The following is a 16,151-nucleotide window of genomic DNA, read 5'->3' as shown; positions in this document are numbered from 1 at the left end:
CCCATGCACGAATCCGCGATGAAATATGGGCAGGTTTTTTTCCAGACCTATTGCTCGGGAGATTATTCTGGAAAAACGATAGTTGATGTGGGTTCGCAGGATGTAAACGGATCGCTACGAGACTTTTGCCCCTCTGGAGCAACCTACGTAGGTGTCGATTTTGTCGAAGGACCTGGAGTCGACATCGTCATCAATGACCCGTACCGCCTCCCATTTGAAGATGAGAGCGCTGATGTGATCGTGTGCAGCTCCGTTTTCGAGCACTCCGATTTCTTCTGGCTTCTATTTCTAGAGTGCCTTCGCATCCTTAGACCTGCTGGATTGATATATTTGAATGCGCCCAGTAACGGAATGGTGCATCGATATCCTGTAGACAGCTGGAGATTCTATCCAGATTCAGGACACTCACTTACAAAGTGGGCCAACTACAACGCGTATAACTCACTACTATTAGAATCCTTCGTGGGCGCCAAGCACGGTCCGATGTCCGGCGAGGGGATATGGAATGACTTTGTCGCTATTTTTGTAAAGGACAATACATCTTCATCGCAGCACCCACGCAGAATTCAAGATCTGGCGGGAGAATTCTATCAAGGCTATAGTTACGACAGAGATTGCAAAACTGTTCAATGCGCGCACGTTCCGGACCACAGCTTACTAATGGAACACGCCAAGCGAATCGATCATCTTGTGCAAACCGCTAATGTACAGAACCTAGCAATAGAAGAGCAGGAGCGTAAACTATCGACTTATATACACGAAATAACAGCTTTAAAAGACTCCACGTCATGGAAATTGACAAGCCCACTGCGCCTCATTAAAAAGACCTCAATGAATTTTTTTTTAAAAACCAAGCCTTTATTGTATATAGCATTAAGAAAATTATGGCACGCGGCGCCATTGCCGGGACACAGAAAAGTTGCTATTAGAAATTTTCTTTTGAGCTTGTGCGGGGGCGGAAGTGTAAAATTCGACATACCCACCGTTAAATTTGACCTGACCCAAGAGGCTTATACAGCATACAAAGTCAACCCACCTATAGACCCAACCGTCAAACTTATAGCCTTTTACCTGCCCCAATTTCACCCGTTCCCCGAAAATGATGAATGGTGGGGAAAAGGGTTTACCGAATGGTACAACGTTGGTCGGGCCAGCCAAAACTACATCGGGCACTACCAACCTCACTGCCCTATCCACAATGGCTATTATGATCTACGCATTCCGTCAGTGATGGAAGAGCAAGCACTGCTAGCCAAACAATATGGCCTACATGGCTTTAGCTATTATTTCTATTGGTTCGCCGGCAAAACCCTTATGGATACGCCGCTCGAGATGATGCTGAAAAACCCTAAAGTAGACATACCGTTTTGCTTAACCTGGGCTAATGAAAACTGGACTCGACGCTGGGATGGGCAAGATAATGATGTCCTTATTTCGCAGGATCATAGCAGTGAAGATTCAATAGCGTTCATTCGACACTTAGTTAAGTACTTCAAGGATCCACGCTATATAAAAATCAATGACCAGCCTTTACTAATTATATACCGAGCCAATATCATCCCTGATATCGAGCAATCGGCACGACTGTGGCGTGAAGAAATAAAGAAACATGGATTTTCCGATATTTATCTTGTTTGCGCGCAGAGCTTTGGTATTCGTGGACCTGAAGAGTTTGGTTTTAATGCATCGGTGGAGTTCCCACCCCACACGGTGAAAAGCCATGAAATTAGTGGCGAGTTGACAATTACCAACCCAGAGTTCAAGGGAAATATTTTTAGCTATGAACAGACGGTTTCTGCTTCTATCGCTGAGCCAGAACCTGACTACAAGCTTTTTCGAACGCTGATGTTGTCATGGGATAATACTGCCAGAAAACAGAATCACAGCCATAGTTTTCATGGATTCAGCTTGACACGCTACAAGCAGTGGTTGTCGGCGGTGTGTAGCAACGTATCACACTCCAGAAAATACAATAGTTACGAGAAACTGGTATTTATCAACGCATGGAATGAATGGGCAGAGGGCACCCATCTCGAACCAGATCGCAAATATGGTTATGGATACCTACAGGCTACCTACGACGTAATTTCCTGTTACGACAGAAATCTTAACAGCACCAAACGAGACTCGACCAAAATAAATAATTATGCCTTTGCGTTGCACATTCACTACCCTGAATTGTGGCCTGAAATCAAAACGAAACTAGACAATACTAGCCACTTCGGCTTTGATTTATATGTTACAACGACGTCCAAAGAGGCCGCCGACTTGGTACGCGCCGACTTCCCCGATGCGATAATTGAACTAGATGAAAACAGGGGGAGAGATATTTTCCCTCTTACAAAAATTATAGACCGAATTTATCAAAAATCTTATCGGGCCGTGTGTAAACTACATACGAAGCGGAGCATCTATCGCGATAACGGAAACGAAATAAGAGAAGAGCTTTTTGACTGTTTAGTTGGTGACAAGGAAACAGTCGCATCGATCATAAAAAGGTTTGAGCTCGACAGTACTCTTGGCATGATTATCCCTGAAAACTACCTAATTACTCATACCTATCGCAACATGAAATACAACCATGAAACGGTTAAGTATGCCTGTAAAACTCTTGATCTTAAATTTAAGTACGATACTTTTCCAGCAGGTTCCATGTTCTGGTTCAAGCCTGAAGCACTTCGTGATTTGAATAAGTTTAAATCTTCAGATTTCGACGTTGAACACGGTCTTGCAGACGGCACCTTGCCTCATGGGATTGAGCGAATTTTCTGTCTTCTGGCAAAAAAATCAGGCTACAGGGTCGAGACCTGCTAATAGCCAATCGTCTCGTATTGATCGTCAATAGGAGCTTAACAGAACCGTCAATCCAACAGGGTTGGCGGTTTTTTTATCCGGAATAAATTGAACAACCAGCAGCGCCACAAAAACTCAAACGACTAGTGTCCTTTCAGCAGTTGGAAACCAAATTGGATTGCATCGGCAGCAAGCTTTGCTACGGTCCTTAAAGCGTCTTTCAAACAATAATAAGGACCCTGACAATGCTCAAACCATCACGAATCAAACCTCTCGCCATTCTTCTAATCATTTTGGCAAACGCAACGGAGGCCGCCCCGTCCCCTTACTCAACCATGGTGGTCTTCGGCGATAGCCTGGCCGACGCCGGGCAATACCCGGACGCAGCCGGCCCGCAAGGTGCGACGCTGCGCTTCACCAACCGCACTGGCCCTACGTATCAGGACAACAGCGGCGAAATCTTCGGCCTGAATTCCTCTACGTTGCTAGGCATGAAGCTCAATGTTGCACCCTCTGAACTGTCGGCATCGACTTCTCCGGTGAACGCCGCCCTGGGCGTCGCCGATGGCAATAACTGGGCAGTGGGCGGGGATCGAACTGATCAGGTGTACGACGCCATCACTTCACAGTCCAGTGTCACCAACGATGGAACCGTTCTGCGCAGCCGCTCCGGTTATCTGCCCACCAACAACTTTCGCGCTGATCCCAACGCCCTGTATTACCTGACAGGCGGAGGTAATGATTTCCTGCAAGGTCGGGTGCTGAGTCTTGCGCAATCCCGGGCGGCCGCCAATCGCCTGGCTGACAGCGCGCAAGTGCTGCAGCAAGCCGGGGCGCGCTACATCATGGTTTGGTTGCTGCCGGACATCGGCCAGACGCCCGCTGTTTCCGGGACCATCCTGCAGCCGGTCACTTCATTGCTCAGCGATGTGTTCAACGCGCAATTGGTCAGTCGTCTGGCGCAAATCGATGCCGAAATAATTCCGCTGAATATTCCGCGTCTGGTGTCAGAAACCCTCGCCGATCCCGCCCGTTTTGGCCTTGCTGCCAATCAGAATCAGGTGGGTACTTGTTTCAGCGGTGACAACTGCGATGAGAACAGCGTTTATGGCCTGAACAGTTCGACGCCAGACCCGAGCAGGCTTTTGTTCAATGACGGCGTGCACCCAACAGTCACCGGGCAACGACTGATTGCCGATTACGCCTATTCCCTGCTTGCCGCGCCGTGGGAGATTTCTTTGCTGCCGGAAATGGCCAATGGCACTTTGCGGGCGCAGCAGGATGAATTGCGCGCGCAGTGGCTGGCGGATTGGGGCGATTGGCAGAACGTCGGTCAATGGCGGGCAATTGTCGCAGCCGGCGGTCAGAAAATGGACTTTGACGCGCAGGACAATTCAGTGGATGCCGACGGCCATGGCTACAACCTCACGCTGGGCGGCAGCTATCGCTTCGCCGAAAACTGGCGTGCGGGACTGGTTGCCGGGGCTTATCGACAGAAGCTTGAAGCCGGTCCGCGGGATTCGGACTACAAACTCAACAGCTACATTGCCACCGCTTTCGTCCAATACCAGGCCAATCACTGGTGGGCCGACCTCGGCGCTTCCGGCGGCAAGCTGGATTATGAGAATGCCGAGCGCAAGTTTGCCCTGGGCGTCAGCGAAGGCGCGGAGAAAGGCGACACGGATGGGGAGCTGTATGCGTTGAGCGCACGTCTGGGTTTTGATCTTGCCGGCAGCGGCAGCAGCTGGCATCTGTCGCCGTTCGTCAGCGCCGATTACGCGCACATTGAAGTGGATGGCTACTCGGAAAAAGGCACCCGCTCGACCGCGCTGACCTTCGATGATCAGACGCGCAAATCGAAACGATTGGGCGCGGGCTTGCAGGGCAAATTCCAGCTGACGTCATCAACCCGGCTGTTCGGTGAAGTGGCCCATGAACGGGAATTCGAAACCGATCAACAGGACGTAAACATGACCCTGAACAGCCTGCCGTTCAATGACTTCACCTTGCGAGGCTACACGCCGCAACGCGACCTCAATCGCGCCAGCCTGGGCATCAGCCAGAAACTGACCCCCGAACTGACCCTGCGCGGTGGCTACAACTGGCGCAAGAATGATGACGTAACGCAGCAAGGGGTGAACCTGGCAGTGAGTCTGGATTTTTGATTCGAAATGCGGGAGCCAACCCCTGAATATCTAACGACCGGTAGGAGGGGACTTGTCCCCTCCTACAAAACCGCGTTGCTTACGGCTCCTGCTCAGCCAGCGCCACGGCGCGGAACATGGCGCGGCGTTTGTTGAGGGTTTCTTCCCATTCCAGGACCGGTACAGAATCCGCGACGATGCCGCCGCCAGCCTGCACATGCAGTTCGCCGTTCTTGATCACCGCCGTACGAATCGCGATGGCGGTGTCCATGTTGCCGTTCCACGCCAGGTAACCCACCGCACCGCCGTAGACGCCGCGTTTGACGGGCTCCAGCTCGTCGATGATTTCCATGGCGCGGATTTTCGGCGCGCCGGACAACGTGCCCGCCGGCAGAATCGCGCGCAGTGCGTCCATTGCCGTGAGCCCGCTTTTCAGCTGGCCGGTGACGTTGGAGACAATGTGCATGACGTTGGAATAACGCTCGATGACCATTTTTTCCGTGAGCTTGACCGAGCCGATTTCCGAGACGCGACCGGTGTCGTTGCGGCCCAGGTCGATCAGCATCAAGTGCTCGGCGATTTCCTTGTCATCGGACAGCAGGTCTTTTTCCAGCGCCAGATCAGCTTCTTCATTGGCGCCGCGCGGACGTGTGCCCGCGATTGGCCGCACGGTAATCAGGTTGTCTTCGCAACGCACCAGAACTTCCGGCGAACTGCCGACGACATGGAAATCGCCGAAGTTGAAGAAGTACATGTAAGGCGTCGGGTTGAAGCAGCGCAGCGCCCGATACAGATCAATCGGTGCCGCCTTGAAATCGATGGACATGCGCTGCGACGGAACCACTTGCATGACGTCGCCAGCAAGGATGTATTCCTTGATGGTATCGACGGCCTTTTCGTAGTCGTCCTGGGTGAAGCTGGAACGGAACACCGGGTCAGCAGCCTGCGGTCGGGTCAGGTCCAGACCACGACGTGGCGTGATCGGCTGACGCAGTTTGTCCATCAGGGCTTCAAGACGCGCCCGGCCTTCTTCGTAAGCGTCCGGCTGCGCGGGGTCGACCAATACGATGGCGTGCATTTTGCCCGCCAGGTTGTCGAACACCACGACCGCATCGGAAACCATCAGCAGGATGTCCGGCACGCCCAGCGGGTCAGGATTCGGGCATTTGCCCAGGCGTTTTTCCACATAACGCACGCAGTCGTAACCGAAGTAACCCACCAGTCCGCCGTTGAAGCGCGGCAGGCCGGGGATGGTCGGCACGTTGTAGCGAGCCTTGAATTCTTCGACGAATGCCAGCGGATCGTCGGACTCAATGCGCTCGATTTCGACGCCGTCGTGGGTCACGCTGATTTGCTGCTCGTGGACCCGCATCACGGTGCGGCACGGCAAGCCGATGATCGAGTAACGGCCCCATTTTTCGCCGCCCTGAACCGATTCCAGCAAATAGGAATTGGGCTCGTCGGCAAGCTTGAGGTAGATCGACAGCGGTGTGTCGAAGTCAGCCAGGGTTTCGTAGGCAAGCGGGATGCGGTTATAGCCGGCAGCAGCCAAACGCAGAAATTCTTCGCGATTCATGATCAGCCTCGTGGTTTGAGGGTAAAACGGTCAGGTAGGCAAACGGTGCCGAAGTCTCGGCGAATTCAAGTCAGGCGCGCCAACGCCAGCGGGCCAGGGCCTTGATGACTTTCATCCAGAGTTTGCGAGTGACCACCACGATGGAATCTCTAAAGGAGGGAGATTTGATTTCCGGCAACAGTATCTCAGCGTCCAGATCCAGGCAACCGGGAATCAATCGACGCAAGTCATCGATCACCAGCGCCGGTGATTCTTCGGCGATGGGCCGACCGTGGTTGTATCCGTAACTCAGCGCCACGCAAGCCACGCCGGCAGCCTTGGCGGCCTGTACGTCGCTGCGGGAGTCGCCCACGAACAGCGCTTGCGAGGCCGGAACGTTGGCCATTTTCATGACAAAAAACAGCGCCGCCGGATCGGGTTTCTTTTGCGGCAAGGTATCGCCGCCGACGATCAGCCGAAAAAACCGCCCCAGTTTCATCTCATCCAGCAGCGGCGCGACGAAGCGCTCCGGCTTGTTGGTGATCAGGGCCATTTGCACGCCCTTCTTCTGCAGCCATTTCAGGGTTTCGCGCACGCCAGGATAGACCACGGTGAACTCATGCTTGTCAGCATAAGCCTCCATGAAAATCGCCAGGGCCTGCTGCGCCAGCTCATCATCCACCGCGCTGTGATCCAGATCGTTGGCCAGCGCCCGACGCACCAGAACCGGCGCGCCGTTGCCGATCCAGTTTCTGACGGAGCCCAGACCGACCGGCGCACGCCCGAGGGCGACCAGCATCTTGTCGACCGCCACGGCCAGGTCAGGCACTGAATCGACCAGCGTTCCGTCCAGATCAAACATGATCAGCTTGGGAAGACGCCCCGGGAACAGCTGCTCGAAGCCGCTCATGCGCGGGCTGACGCCAGTTCTGCGCGCATTTTGTCGATCACTTGCTTGTAGTCCGGCGTGTTGAAGATCGCCGAGCCGGCCACGAAGGTATCAGCACCGGCCGCCGCGATCTCACGGATATTGTTGACGTTGACGCCGCCGTCGATCTCCAGGCGAATGTCCAGGCCCGACGCATCGATCAAGGCCCGCGCTTCGCGCAGTTTGTTGATTGTGCCGGGAATGAACTTCTGCCCACCGAAGCCGGGGTTGACGCTCATGAGCAGGATCATGTCGACCTTGTCCATCACGTATTCCAGCAGGTTCAGCGGGGTCGCCGGGTTGAACACCAGGCCCGCCTTGCAACCGCCTTCCTTGATCAACTGCAGCGAACGATCGATGTGCTGGGTCGCTTCCGGGTGGAACGTGATGTAGCTGGCACCGGCTTCGATGAAGTCACCAATGATGCGGTCAACCGGGCTGACCATCAGGTGCACATCGATCGGCGCGGTAACGCCGTATTTGCGCAATGCCGCGCACACCATCGGGCCAATGGTCAGGTTCGGGACGTAATGATTGTCCATGACATCGAAGTGCACAATGTCTGCGCCAGCGGCGAGAACAGAGTCGACTTCCTGGCCCAGACGGGCGAAGTCGGCGGAAAGAATCGACGGAGCAATAAGAAAGGGCTGCATGACGCACCTTTGAGCAGAATCACAGTGGCGCGCATTGTACTCCAAGAGTTTCGGGAACGCCTTGGGCCAATTGATAGCGTCTGGCCGATGATTGCTGATCAATCCACCACATCGAATATCACTCTGGCGGTCTGGCCGCTTTCGTCGAGCACGCTGAGTTCATAACGGCCCAGGCGCGTCAGGGTCGGGCCGAAGCTGTCCTGATTGGCGGTATCGCCGGTGGGCGCGCCATCGATAAACCACCAGCGACGGCCGCTGCCACCCAGCGCAAAAAGTTTGAGACGCAGCGCCTGATGACTGCCCGCTGGCAGGCGCAAATGATCGCCATCGCGCACGCCGACAATGATCAAGGGCGCAGCCAGACTCAGGCCTTGTGGCGGGCAATCGGGATCGGCGGCAGGCAGGCGCGCTTCGCGGCGCTCGGCGCGGGGCAACCAGGGTTCCAGCGGCGCGGGCCAGAGCGCGATGTCCTTGAACTCTGAATCATGCAGCTCAGCGCCGGGACAACCGGAACCGACACGCAGCCCCTTGGCGTTGACGCGGATTTTTTCCTGCAAACCCAGGCCCAGCGGCTGGTCGGTGGCCTGCAAGGTGGGCGGCGTCGTGCCGTCCAGCGTCCAGGCAAAACGCTGGCGACGGCAGTTGGGATCGTTCTTGTCCATGGGTTGCCCCAACGGCCAGCAGATCGCCGCGACGCCGACATTCAGTGGCACTTGCTGGACCGGCGCGACGATGCCGCGCTGGCTGTCGCGATTGGTCAGCACATCATGAACCTGCAACATCAATGGTGCGGCCGAGGCGAGGCCGAACTGTCCCGGCACTGGTGTGCCATCCGGGCGACCGATCCATACGCCGACCAGAAAACGCGGCCCGACACCAATCGCCCACGCATCACGGAAGCCATAACTGGTGCCGGTCTTCCACGCCAGTTGCGGACGTTGCACCAGCTCGGCATGCGGGTCCAGATCGGGACGCGACTGACCGCTGAGAATCTTGCGCACGATCCACGCCGCACCCGGCGACATCATGGTTCGCTCACGCAAACGGTCGTCGGGTTGCAGGCGAATATCGGCGCTTTTTCCGCCGCGAGCAAAGGCGCTGTAGCCACCGACCAGTTCTTCCAGGCGACTGCCGACGCCACCGAGAATCAAGGCAAGATTCGGCTCGGCCAAGGGCGGCAAGGTCAAAGGCACGCCCCCGTTGCGCATTTCGGCGGCGAAGCGTTTCGGCCCGTAGGCTTCAAGCAGCTGCACCGCTGGCAGGTTGAGCGACATGGACAACGCGGAACTGGCGGCCACCGGCCCGCTGAAGCCTGCAGAAAAATTGCCCGGTCGGTAATCGCCATAACGACGCGGGACATCCTGCAGCAGCGATTCGGAATGAATCAGCCCAGCGTCCATGGCCTTCCCGTACAGAAACGGCTTGAGCGTCGAACCGGGCGAGCGCAGCGCACTGACCATGTCCACATGACCGAAACGTTTGGTGTCATTGATATCCACCGAACCGACGTAAGCGCGCACCGCCATGTTCTGCGCCTCGACCACCAGAATCGCCGCTGAGGTGCGCTCCGGCAGACGCGCGCGCCAGCCCAGCAGCAAATCTTCGAGCCGACGTTGCAACGCCGCATCGAGAGTGGTGCGAATCAACGGTGGGCTGTGCGGGCGATTCAGGCGTCGCGCCAACAACGGCGCAAGCGTCGGTTCCTGTCGCGGCGCCAACAGCAGCGGCTCTTCCAGGGCTTCGTTGACCGCCAGTTGTGGCCAGACCTGAAACTCCGCCAGACGCTTGAGCACTTTGTCCCGAGCCGCCTGAGCGCGCTGCGGATGGCGATCCGGCCGCAAGCGGCTCGGCGCCTGGGGTAACACGGCCAGCAACGCCGCTTCTGCACGGGTCAATTGTTGGGGGGATTTGCCGAGATACGCCCAGCTCGCCGCCGCAACACCCTGCAAGGTGCCACCGAACGGCGCGCGATTCAGATAAATGCCGAGAATCTCGTCCTTGGACAAGTGCCATTCCAGCTGCATCGTGCGCCACAACTGGCGCACCTTACCGGGCAAGGTTCGCGAATGTGGATCAAGCAGTCGCGCCACCTGCATCGACAACGTGCTGCCGCCCGACACCACCCGCGCGCCTTGCAGGTTTTGCCAGGCCGCTCTGCCCAGGGCGAGCGGGTTGACGCCGGGATGGCGATAGAACCAGCGATCTTCGTAGGTCAGCAGCGCTTCGATGTAATACGGCGACACCTGCGTCGTCGCCACCGGGTAACGCCACACCCCATTGGCATCGGCGAAACGCCACAAAGGCGTGCCATCTTCAGCCAGCACAACACGTGCCAGATCGTCCTTGGGCAAGGGCAACGGCCAGATGCGGTCGGCGAGCCAGAGCGCGACGAACAGAAACAGAATAGAGCCGCCGATGCCGGTGAACAGTTTTCGTGGGAGCGAATTTATTCGCGAAGGCGGCTTGTCAGTCATGGACATTTTCCTGGCCTGGCCCCTTCGGGAATGAACTCCCTCCCCCAGTTGCCGGACAGATTGAGCACCGGTCAGCTGACGATATTCGCAGTTTCAAGGCAAAGAGCCTTTATGATCCACGGAACTCGTTGCGCCAACGGACAGCCAAAGCGAACAGTTGCGTTTTTCCATGAATCTCATCAGGACGTACATATGCAGGTAGAAAGCTTTTTCGAATGGCTTGGCCAGGCGCTCGGCGCGGTAATTCGCTTCATCGTCGATGGGCTGGAATGGATATTCAATCTGTTCACTCACGCCGGCGGCAACTTCGTCGACGGCTTGTCACGCACGCTGGGCATGGACACTTCGCTGATCAGCATTCTGGCGCTGATTGTCGGGCTGATGTTGCTCTACTCGGCCGTGCGCGCCTTCATGCGCGCCTCGATCATCGCCGGCATCATCTGGCTGGTGCTGGGGTTGTGGTTGCTGAGCTGGATTATTCATTAAGCGCGACTCTGCTTTTGTAGGACCGGCTTGTAGGACCGGCTTTAGCCGGGAGGGGCGGCTAAAGCCGGTCCCACAAGCCGACCCCACAAGTCAGTTCCACCCGCTCCTTATTTCCCCTTCACCACCAACTGCGCCGGCGCTTCACCCAACGCCTGCCAGTTCGGCCGATACATCGACTCCACTTGTGGCGGCGGCACACGATAGATACCCGGCGTCACGGCGCGGGCCAGGTACAGCAAGTGGACAGTGTTATAGCCGTTCAGATCCAGGGCGGCGACGTAACGGTCGGCGCGGTATTCCTGGTGCTTGATCCCGGCGTTTTCCATCGATTGCTTCCATTGCTTGACCGACTCGCTGGCATCATCGAGGCTGGCCGCCGCTTGCGCCAGATTCTGGTTTTCCAGCTCCAGGCCCGCAGGCAACAGGTCAACCACCAATGCATCCGGCACCCGCTGTTTGGCTTTGACTTCGATGTGCACCAGTAGCAACTGCCCGCTTTTCAGGGCAGCCAGATTCGCCTCTTCACCGTTCAAGCTGAGGTATTCACGACGGATGCTCAGGTTTTCGCCTCCGGCCACAGGCGGCTGAGCGGGATACCCGGAGATGGTCAGTTGCTGATACAGCGTCTCGCTGCCAGCGTTTTGCAAGGACATCGGCGCAGCCAACAACGCACCTTCGAGCTTCAGGCCCGGATTGGCGTTGTTGATTTCACTGGTTTCGCTACCGCTGCTGAGGATCGCTTTCCAGTTTTTCTCCGGCTTACCCAGCAAACCACGGCCCGCGAGGAACAGCGAGTTGCGCTCCTGAGTCGACAGATAACGGTTGGCCGCCACTTCGTCAGCCAGGGCAAACAGGCGCTGATCGCGCTTGTCCGCCGCCAGATTGTTTTCTTCCAGCAGCGCCAGAATCAGCGCCTGATCGCGCAGCGGGCTGCCGTAATCGGCGAGCCATTCGTTGGCTTTGCGCCCCGCCGCCAGACCGGCCTGCATGGCTTGATCTGCACGAGGCTTGTCGCCCATTTTTTCCAGAGCGATGGACAACTGCACCAGCGGCAGACCGGAACGTGCGTCGTCACGCCGATCAAACAGGCTGCGCAGCGCACCCAACGGTGCCTGCTGGCTGCGGGACAACACCAGACCGGCGTAGGCCTGCACGGCAAAGCGCGTGTGTTCGGCGTTTTCGCTGTAACTCACCTCGATCTGGTTACGCTCCTGCAGATAACGCAGCAAACGTTCGTTGGCTTTTTTCAACGCTTCAGGCGGTACGGCGAAACCCTGATCGCGAGCGCGGGACAGGAAATCGGTCACGTAAGCCGTCAACCAATACTCCTCTTCGCCGTCCGAATTCCACAGCCCGAAGCTGCCGTTATAGCGCTGCATGCCCAACAGACGTTCGATGCCGATTTCGACGCTGCGCTTGCGAGCTGCGTCCGGCTCACCCTTGAGGCCCAGACGCGTGAGGGTTGCCGCGTCGGCATACAACGACGGGTACAAGCCGCTGGCGGTCTGTTCCAGGCAGCCATATGGATAAGCCTTGAGCGCACGAATCTGCTCGCCGAGGTTCAGCGGCGGACGACTCGACACCGCCAGCAAAGCTTCGCGCCCGGCGGGTTCGAAGGCTTCCAGTGCGCCTTCCGGCAGGTTCCATGGCTGATCGGTAATCGCTGCGCGGTAATGCTTGAGCATCGCCGGATAGGCCGGCCGCACACCAATGGTCCACTCGCGGGTGAACGGCGGCAGGTTTTCACCGGGCAGATCCAGACCTTGCACCAGCACCTTGATCTTGCCCTGGCCGAAACCGCCCAACGCCTTGACCGGAATGCGCAGCGTCTTGCGCTGACCCTGGGCCAATTGCACGCTCTGGGTGATCTCGCCATTGGCCAGGCTTAACTGGCCTTCGGCGCTGAGTTGCACGTTGAGTTTCTGCGCCTTGCCGGACAGGTTGGAGACGTCCATGGCCACGCTGGTCTGATCGCCGCCCGCCAGGAAACGCGGGGCCGACAGCTCGGCAATGATCGGCGCCGCCACCACGGTTTTCGCCTCGGCCATGCCGTAACGATCGCCGGTCCAGGCCTGCGCCATGACGCGCAGTTCGCCGTTGAAGTCCGGAATATCCACGCTGACTTCGCCTTCGCCCTGCTCATTGAGCGTCACGGGTGCGCTTTGCAGGGCAACAATCGTCACGCTGGTTTCCGGTCGCTTGCCGCCTTTGGCCAGCGCGGCGTCACCACCGAATGCCAGGGAAGCCAGCCGATTGCGTCCGGCCTCGATCAACTGCCCGTAGACGTCCAGCTGATCGGCGCCGTAGGACTTGCGACCAAACAGACTGGCGAACGGATCCGGCGTTACATAACGGGTGATATTGAGGATGCCAACGTCGACCGCCGACACCAGCACATGCACTTCCTTGGGCACGCTGCCGTCAGCGTTTTTGGCCAACACCTTGAGTTTCAGCGGTTGCTTGGGACGCATTTTTTCCGGCGCCGTGATGCTCAGCGCCAGCTTGCGTTGGCTGCGATCCCGCGGCAGGTGCAATACGCCGACGGCGCGTTTGGGCGTGACGTTGGCCTTGCGCTCGCCGGGACGAATCACCAGCGCGCTGACGTACAAATCGTGGCGCGCCCACTTTTTGTCCAGCGGGATATCGAACGCCTTGCCTTCGGCCGGCACGTCGATTTCCTGCCACCACAATGGACCTTCGCTGGATTCCACCAGCAGATAACCCTTGCCCGCTGATGGCGGCGTTACAGTGACTTTGACGTTATCGCCATCGGCATAAGCCGGTTTGTCCAGCGCCAGCTTGACCTGATCAGGCCGCACCGCGCCGCCTTCGGCGTTGTCCTGCCACTGATAACCAGCCCAGAAACGCATGCTGCTGACCAGACCGGTTTGCGGGTCTTCGACTTCGACGCGGTATGGGCCCCATTCCACAGGGAACGTGACTTTGGCGGTCGAGCCTTGCTTGATGCTGACGGTTTCTTCGTTGAGGTTCAGGTACTTCTCGTTGTAGTGATAGCTCCAGCCATCGTTGTCCGAGTAGTTCCAGTAATAGTCGCGACGCTCGCGAACCAGCCGCACCTTGACGTTTTCGGCGGCCAGCTTGTTGCCGGCGCTGTCAGCCACCAGCACTTCGAATTCAGCCGGGCCGTCGCCATCGGTCTGGGCCAGGCCATTGGTGTAATCGTCTTCACCTTCGCCACCGTTCTTGTCGGTGCCGAACAATGGACGCAAGCCTGGCAGCTGCTCTGCCGGCCAGACCGGTTGCACCAGACGCCGGGTGATCGGCCGCCCGCCCGACTCTTGCAGGCTGGCTTGCAGAATCAGCTGCAACGGCGACTTGGCCTTGGACCACTGGCTTTCTACATCGATACTCAGCTTGCCCTGTTCGTCGAGGGTGCTGGCTTCGATTTCCAGGTCCTGCTTGAGCTCTTCTTCAGTGATCGAACCGAACTGATAACCCGGCAACGCAGGCACCGCGTCGCGCAACGGACGCACATACAGCAAGCCGGTCAGGTTATTGCCGGAGGCTGGCGCGCCGTAGAGATAGCGGCCGGTAATCTCGAAGGTCGCGTTGTCTGCCGGCGCAATCGGCGTGTCGCTGGCCTTGATTTCCAGTGCCATGCGTTCCGGCAGGAAGTCCTCGACCTGGAATTCATACAGTTGCGGCTTGCCATCACCCAGGTCGAACACCAACTGCCAGCGCCCGGTCGGTGCTTCATCGGACAACTGCAGCTGATATTGATAAAGCCCGGTCTTGTCGGCTTCCCAGACAAACTTGCGACTGACCTGCTCGTCCGGGCGGCGCACCTCGACCGTGACCGGTTGCGGTTTCACATCCTTGCCATCGTTATCGCGCAGCAGGCCGTTGAGCAGCACGGTTTCGCCGGGACGATACAGATCACGCGGGCCGAAGATAAAGAATTGCAGCGGATGCGCACTTGGGCCAGTGATGTCGAATTCCGCCAGATCCAGCGCCGAGCTGTCCAGACGCAGCATGCTGGTCTGTTCGTCTTTGTGCGCAAGCACCAGCGCCGCCTTGGCCGAAAGCGGCAGCTCGGCGTGGCCCGCCGAATCGGTCTTGGCCTGACCGATCACCTTGCCGTCGCTGTCGTAGAGTTCCAGATCGATGCCGCTCAGGGCCTTGCCGCCTTCCAGCGCCTGGGTGAAAGCGTCCAGACGATTGGCGTAGCGATGCACCGATAAACCGATGTCGCTCAGGGTAAATACCGTGGCGGAATTCGAATAACTGTAGCTGCCCGCCGCTTTCATCACGGCCAGATAAACCCCCGGCTGCTGCAGTGCCTTGATGCCCGCAATAGGCAGCAACACGGTTTCCCGCGTGTTGCGCGCCGGGTTCAGGTCGAAGCGGCCACCGTAGACCAGATCGGCCTGGGCCAGCAGGTCTTCGGATTCGTAACTCTGCAAGCTGGAAGAGCCGCCCCAGTTGCTCAGAAAGGAAGGCAAGGCGTCAGATTTGACCCGGAAGAACTCGACGTTGACCTTGTCGACGTTCAGCGCGATCACCGGCAGGCCTTCGGCCAACCGTGTCGGCAGCAGGCTGCCGCGACTGGCGAAGCCGACGGTTGCCTGCAAATCCTTGGTTTCCAGGCGGCTGACGAACTCGGCGGCCAGCTTGGCCTTATTGACGCCCAACAGGCCGGGATCAACGGTCAGCACCAGTTTGCGCTGGGGCTCCAGATGCCGCAGCCGCAGCTCCATCAGGTTGTCCGAAAGCTCCCATGCGCCGTCAACCTTGCCGTTCTTGCTGTCCACCAGATGCAGTTTTTCAGCAAACTTCTGCTCCGGGTCCAGCGGTACGGAAAAGCTCACCGACAGAGTGCTGGCGCCGTCGACCTGGATTTCCGAAACATCGACAACGGTCAACTCACGTCCGGCGTAGCGCTTGCTCAACGCAGGAATGTCCACAGCAGGCTTGGGCTTGCTCGGTTCCACTGCCGCTGATTGCGCGGCGGGCGCAGAAACCGCAGCCGGCTTGTCGGAAGTGGAGGAATCGCAGGCACTCAGCAGCGCAAGCACGCAGGCCAGAAACAATCCTTTGTTAAGCATGGGGCACTCATATGGCAACGATTGAGAGGGACAGACTATATAGCAGGCGCAC

8 protein-coding genes are annotated in these 16,151 nt (G+C 57.6%); 3 read left to right on the top strand and 5 right to left on the bottom strand.

Annotation, left to right across the window (positions count from 1 at the left end; all coding sequences use genetic code 11):
• The first annotated feature begins 3 nt into the window (after positions 1-3).
• Positions 4-2,814 (top strand): glycoside hydrolase family 99-like domain-containing protein, encoded by a 2,811-nt coding sequence (locus AABC73_RS03715; RefSeq protein ID WP_341522512.1) that lies wholly within the window; start codon positions 4-6, stop codon positions 2,812-2,814.
• Positions 2,815-3,038: 224 nt separating this feature from the next.
• On the top strand, positions 3,039-4,958 hold the full coding sequence (estP, locus tag AABC73_RS03710; RefSeq protein ID WP_341522511.1) for an esterase EstP: 1,920 nt from the start codon (positions 3,039-3,041) through the stop codon (positions 4,956-4,958).
• A gap of 79 nt (positions 4,959-5,037) precedes the next feature.
• Here estP and trpE read toward each other — a convergent pair whose 3' ends face one another.
• The 4 genes from trpE to pbpC form a co-directional block, all read right to left on the bottom strand.
• Positions 5,038-6,513 carry an anthranilate synthase component I gene (gene trpE / locus AABC73_RS03705; RefSeq protein WP_341522510.1) on the bottom strand — a complete coding sequence of 492 codons (1,476 nt, stop codon included), beginning with the start codon at positions 6,511-6,513 and terminating at the stop codon, positions 5,038-5,040.
• A 70-nt stretch (positions 6,514-6,583) separates the two neighbouring features.
• A complete protein-coding gene (locus AABC73_RS03700; RefSeq protein WP_331150486.1) occupies positions 6,584-7,402 on the bottom strand; it encodes a phosphoglycolate phosphatase in 819 nt (272 codons plus the stop codon).
• Positions 7,399-8,073 carry a ribulose-phosphate 3-epimerase gene (gene rpe / locus AABC73_RS03695; RefSeq protein ID WP_065831794.1) on the bottom strand — a complete coding sequence of 225 codons (675 nt, stop codon included), beginning with the start codon at positions 8,071-8,073 and terminating at the stop codon, positions 7,399-7,401. The genes AABC73_RS03700 and rpe overlap by 4 nt, the downstream gene beginning before the upstream one ends.
• Before the next feature lie 98 nt (positions 8,074-8,171).
• A complete protein-coding gene (gene pbpC / locus AABC73_RS03690; protein ID WP_341522509.1) occupies positions 8,172-10,547 on the bottom strand; it encodes a peptidoglycan glycosyltransferase PbpC in 2,376 nt (791 codons plus the stop codon).
• Between the two features lie 192 nt (positions 10,548-10,739).
• Here pbpC and AABC73_RS03685 point away from each other — a divergent pair, with 192 nt between their 5' ends.
• Positions 10,740-11,033, top strand: a complete 294-nt coding sequence (locus AABC73_RS03685; RefSeq protein ID WP_020292721.1) for a hypothetical protein — start codon at positions 10,740-10,742, stop codon at positions 11,031-11,033.
• A 107-nt stretch (positions 11,034-11,140) separates the two neighbouring features.
• On the opposite strand, the gene AABC73_RS03680 is transcribed toward AABC73_RS03685, so the two are convergent.
• Positions 11,141-16,099: an alpha-2-macroglobulin gene (locus AABC73_RS03680; protein ID WP_341522508.1), complete on the bottom strand. Its 4,959-nt coding sequence runs from the start codon at positions 16,097-16,099 to the stop codon at positions 11,141-11,143.
• Positions 16,100-16,151 lie beyond the last annotated feature (52 nt).

Origin of the sequence: Pseudomonas sp. G.S.17 (assembly GCF_038096165.1) — a bacterium.
GTDB lineage: Bacteria > Pseudomonadota > Gammaproteobacteria > Pseudomonadales > Pseudomonadaceae > Aquipseudomonas.
This window is presented reverse-complemented; position numbering and strand designations above follow the sequence as displayed.

What these genes read in the sequence shown, in the direction of transcription:
- trpE (WP_341522510.1), bottom strand. Translation starts at nt 6,513, where the DNA reads ATGAATCGCGAAGAATTTCTGCGTTTGGCTGCTGCCGGCTATAACCGC.
- AABC73_RS03700 (WP_331150486.1), bottom strand. Translation starts at nt 7,402, where the DNA reads ATGAGCGGCTTCGAGCAGCTGTTCCCGGGGCGTCTTCCCAAGCTGATC.
- AABC73_RS03680 (WP_341522508.1), bottom strand. Translation starts at nt 16,099, where the DNA reads ATGCTTAACAAAGGATTGTTTCTGGCCTGCGTGCTTGCGCTGCTGAGT.
- rpe (WP_065831794.1), bottom strand. Translation starts at nt 8,073, where the DNA reads ATGCAGCCCTTTCTTATTGCTCCGTCGATTCTTTCCGCCGACTTCGCC.
- AABC73_RS03715 (WP_341522512.1), top strand. Translation starts at nt 4, where the DNA reads ATGCACGAATCCGCGATGAAATATGGGCAGGTTTTTTTCCAGACCTAT.
- pbpC (WP_341522509.1), bottom strand. Translation starts at nt 10,547, where the DNA reads ATGACTGACAAGCCGCCTTCGCGAATAAATTCGCTCCCACGAAAACTG.
- estP (WP_341522511.1), top strand. Translation starts at nt 3,039, where the DNA reads ATGCTCAAACCATCACGAATCAAACCTCTCGCCATTCTTCTAATCATT.
- AABC73_RS03685 (WP_020292721.1), top strand. Translation starts at nt 10,740, where the DNA reads ATGCAGGTAGAAAGCTTTTTCGAATGGCTTGGCCAGGCGCTCGGCGCG.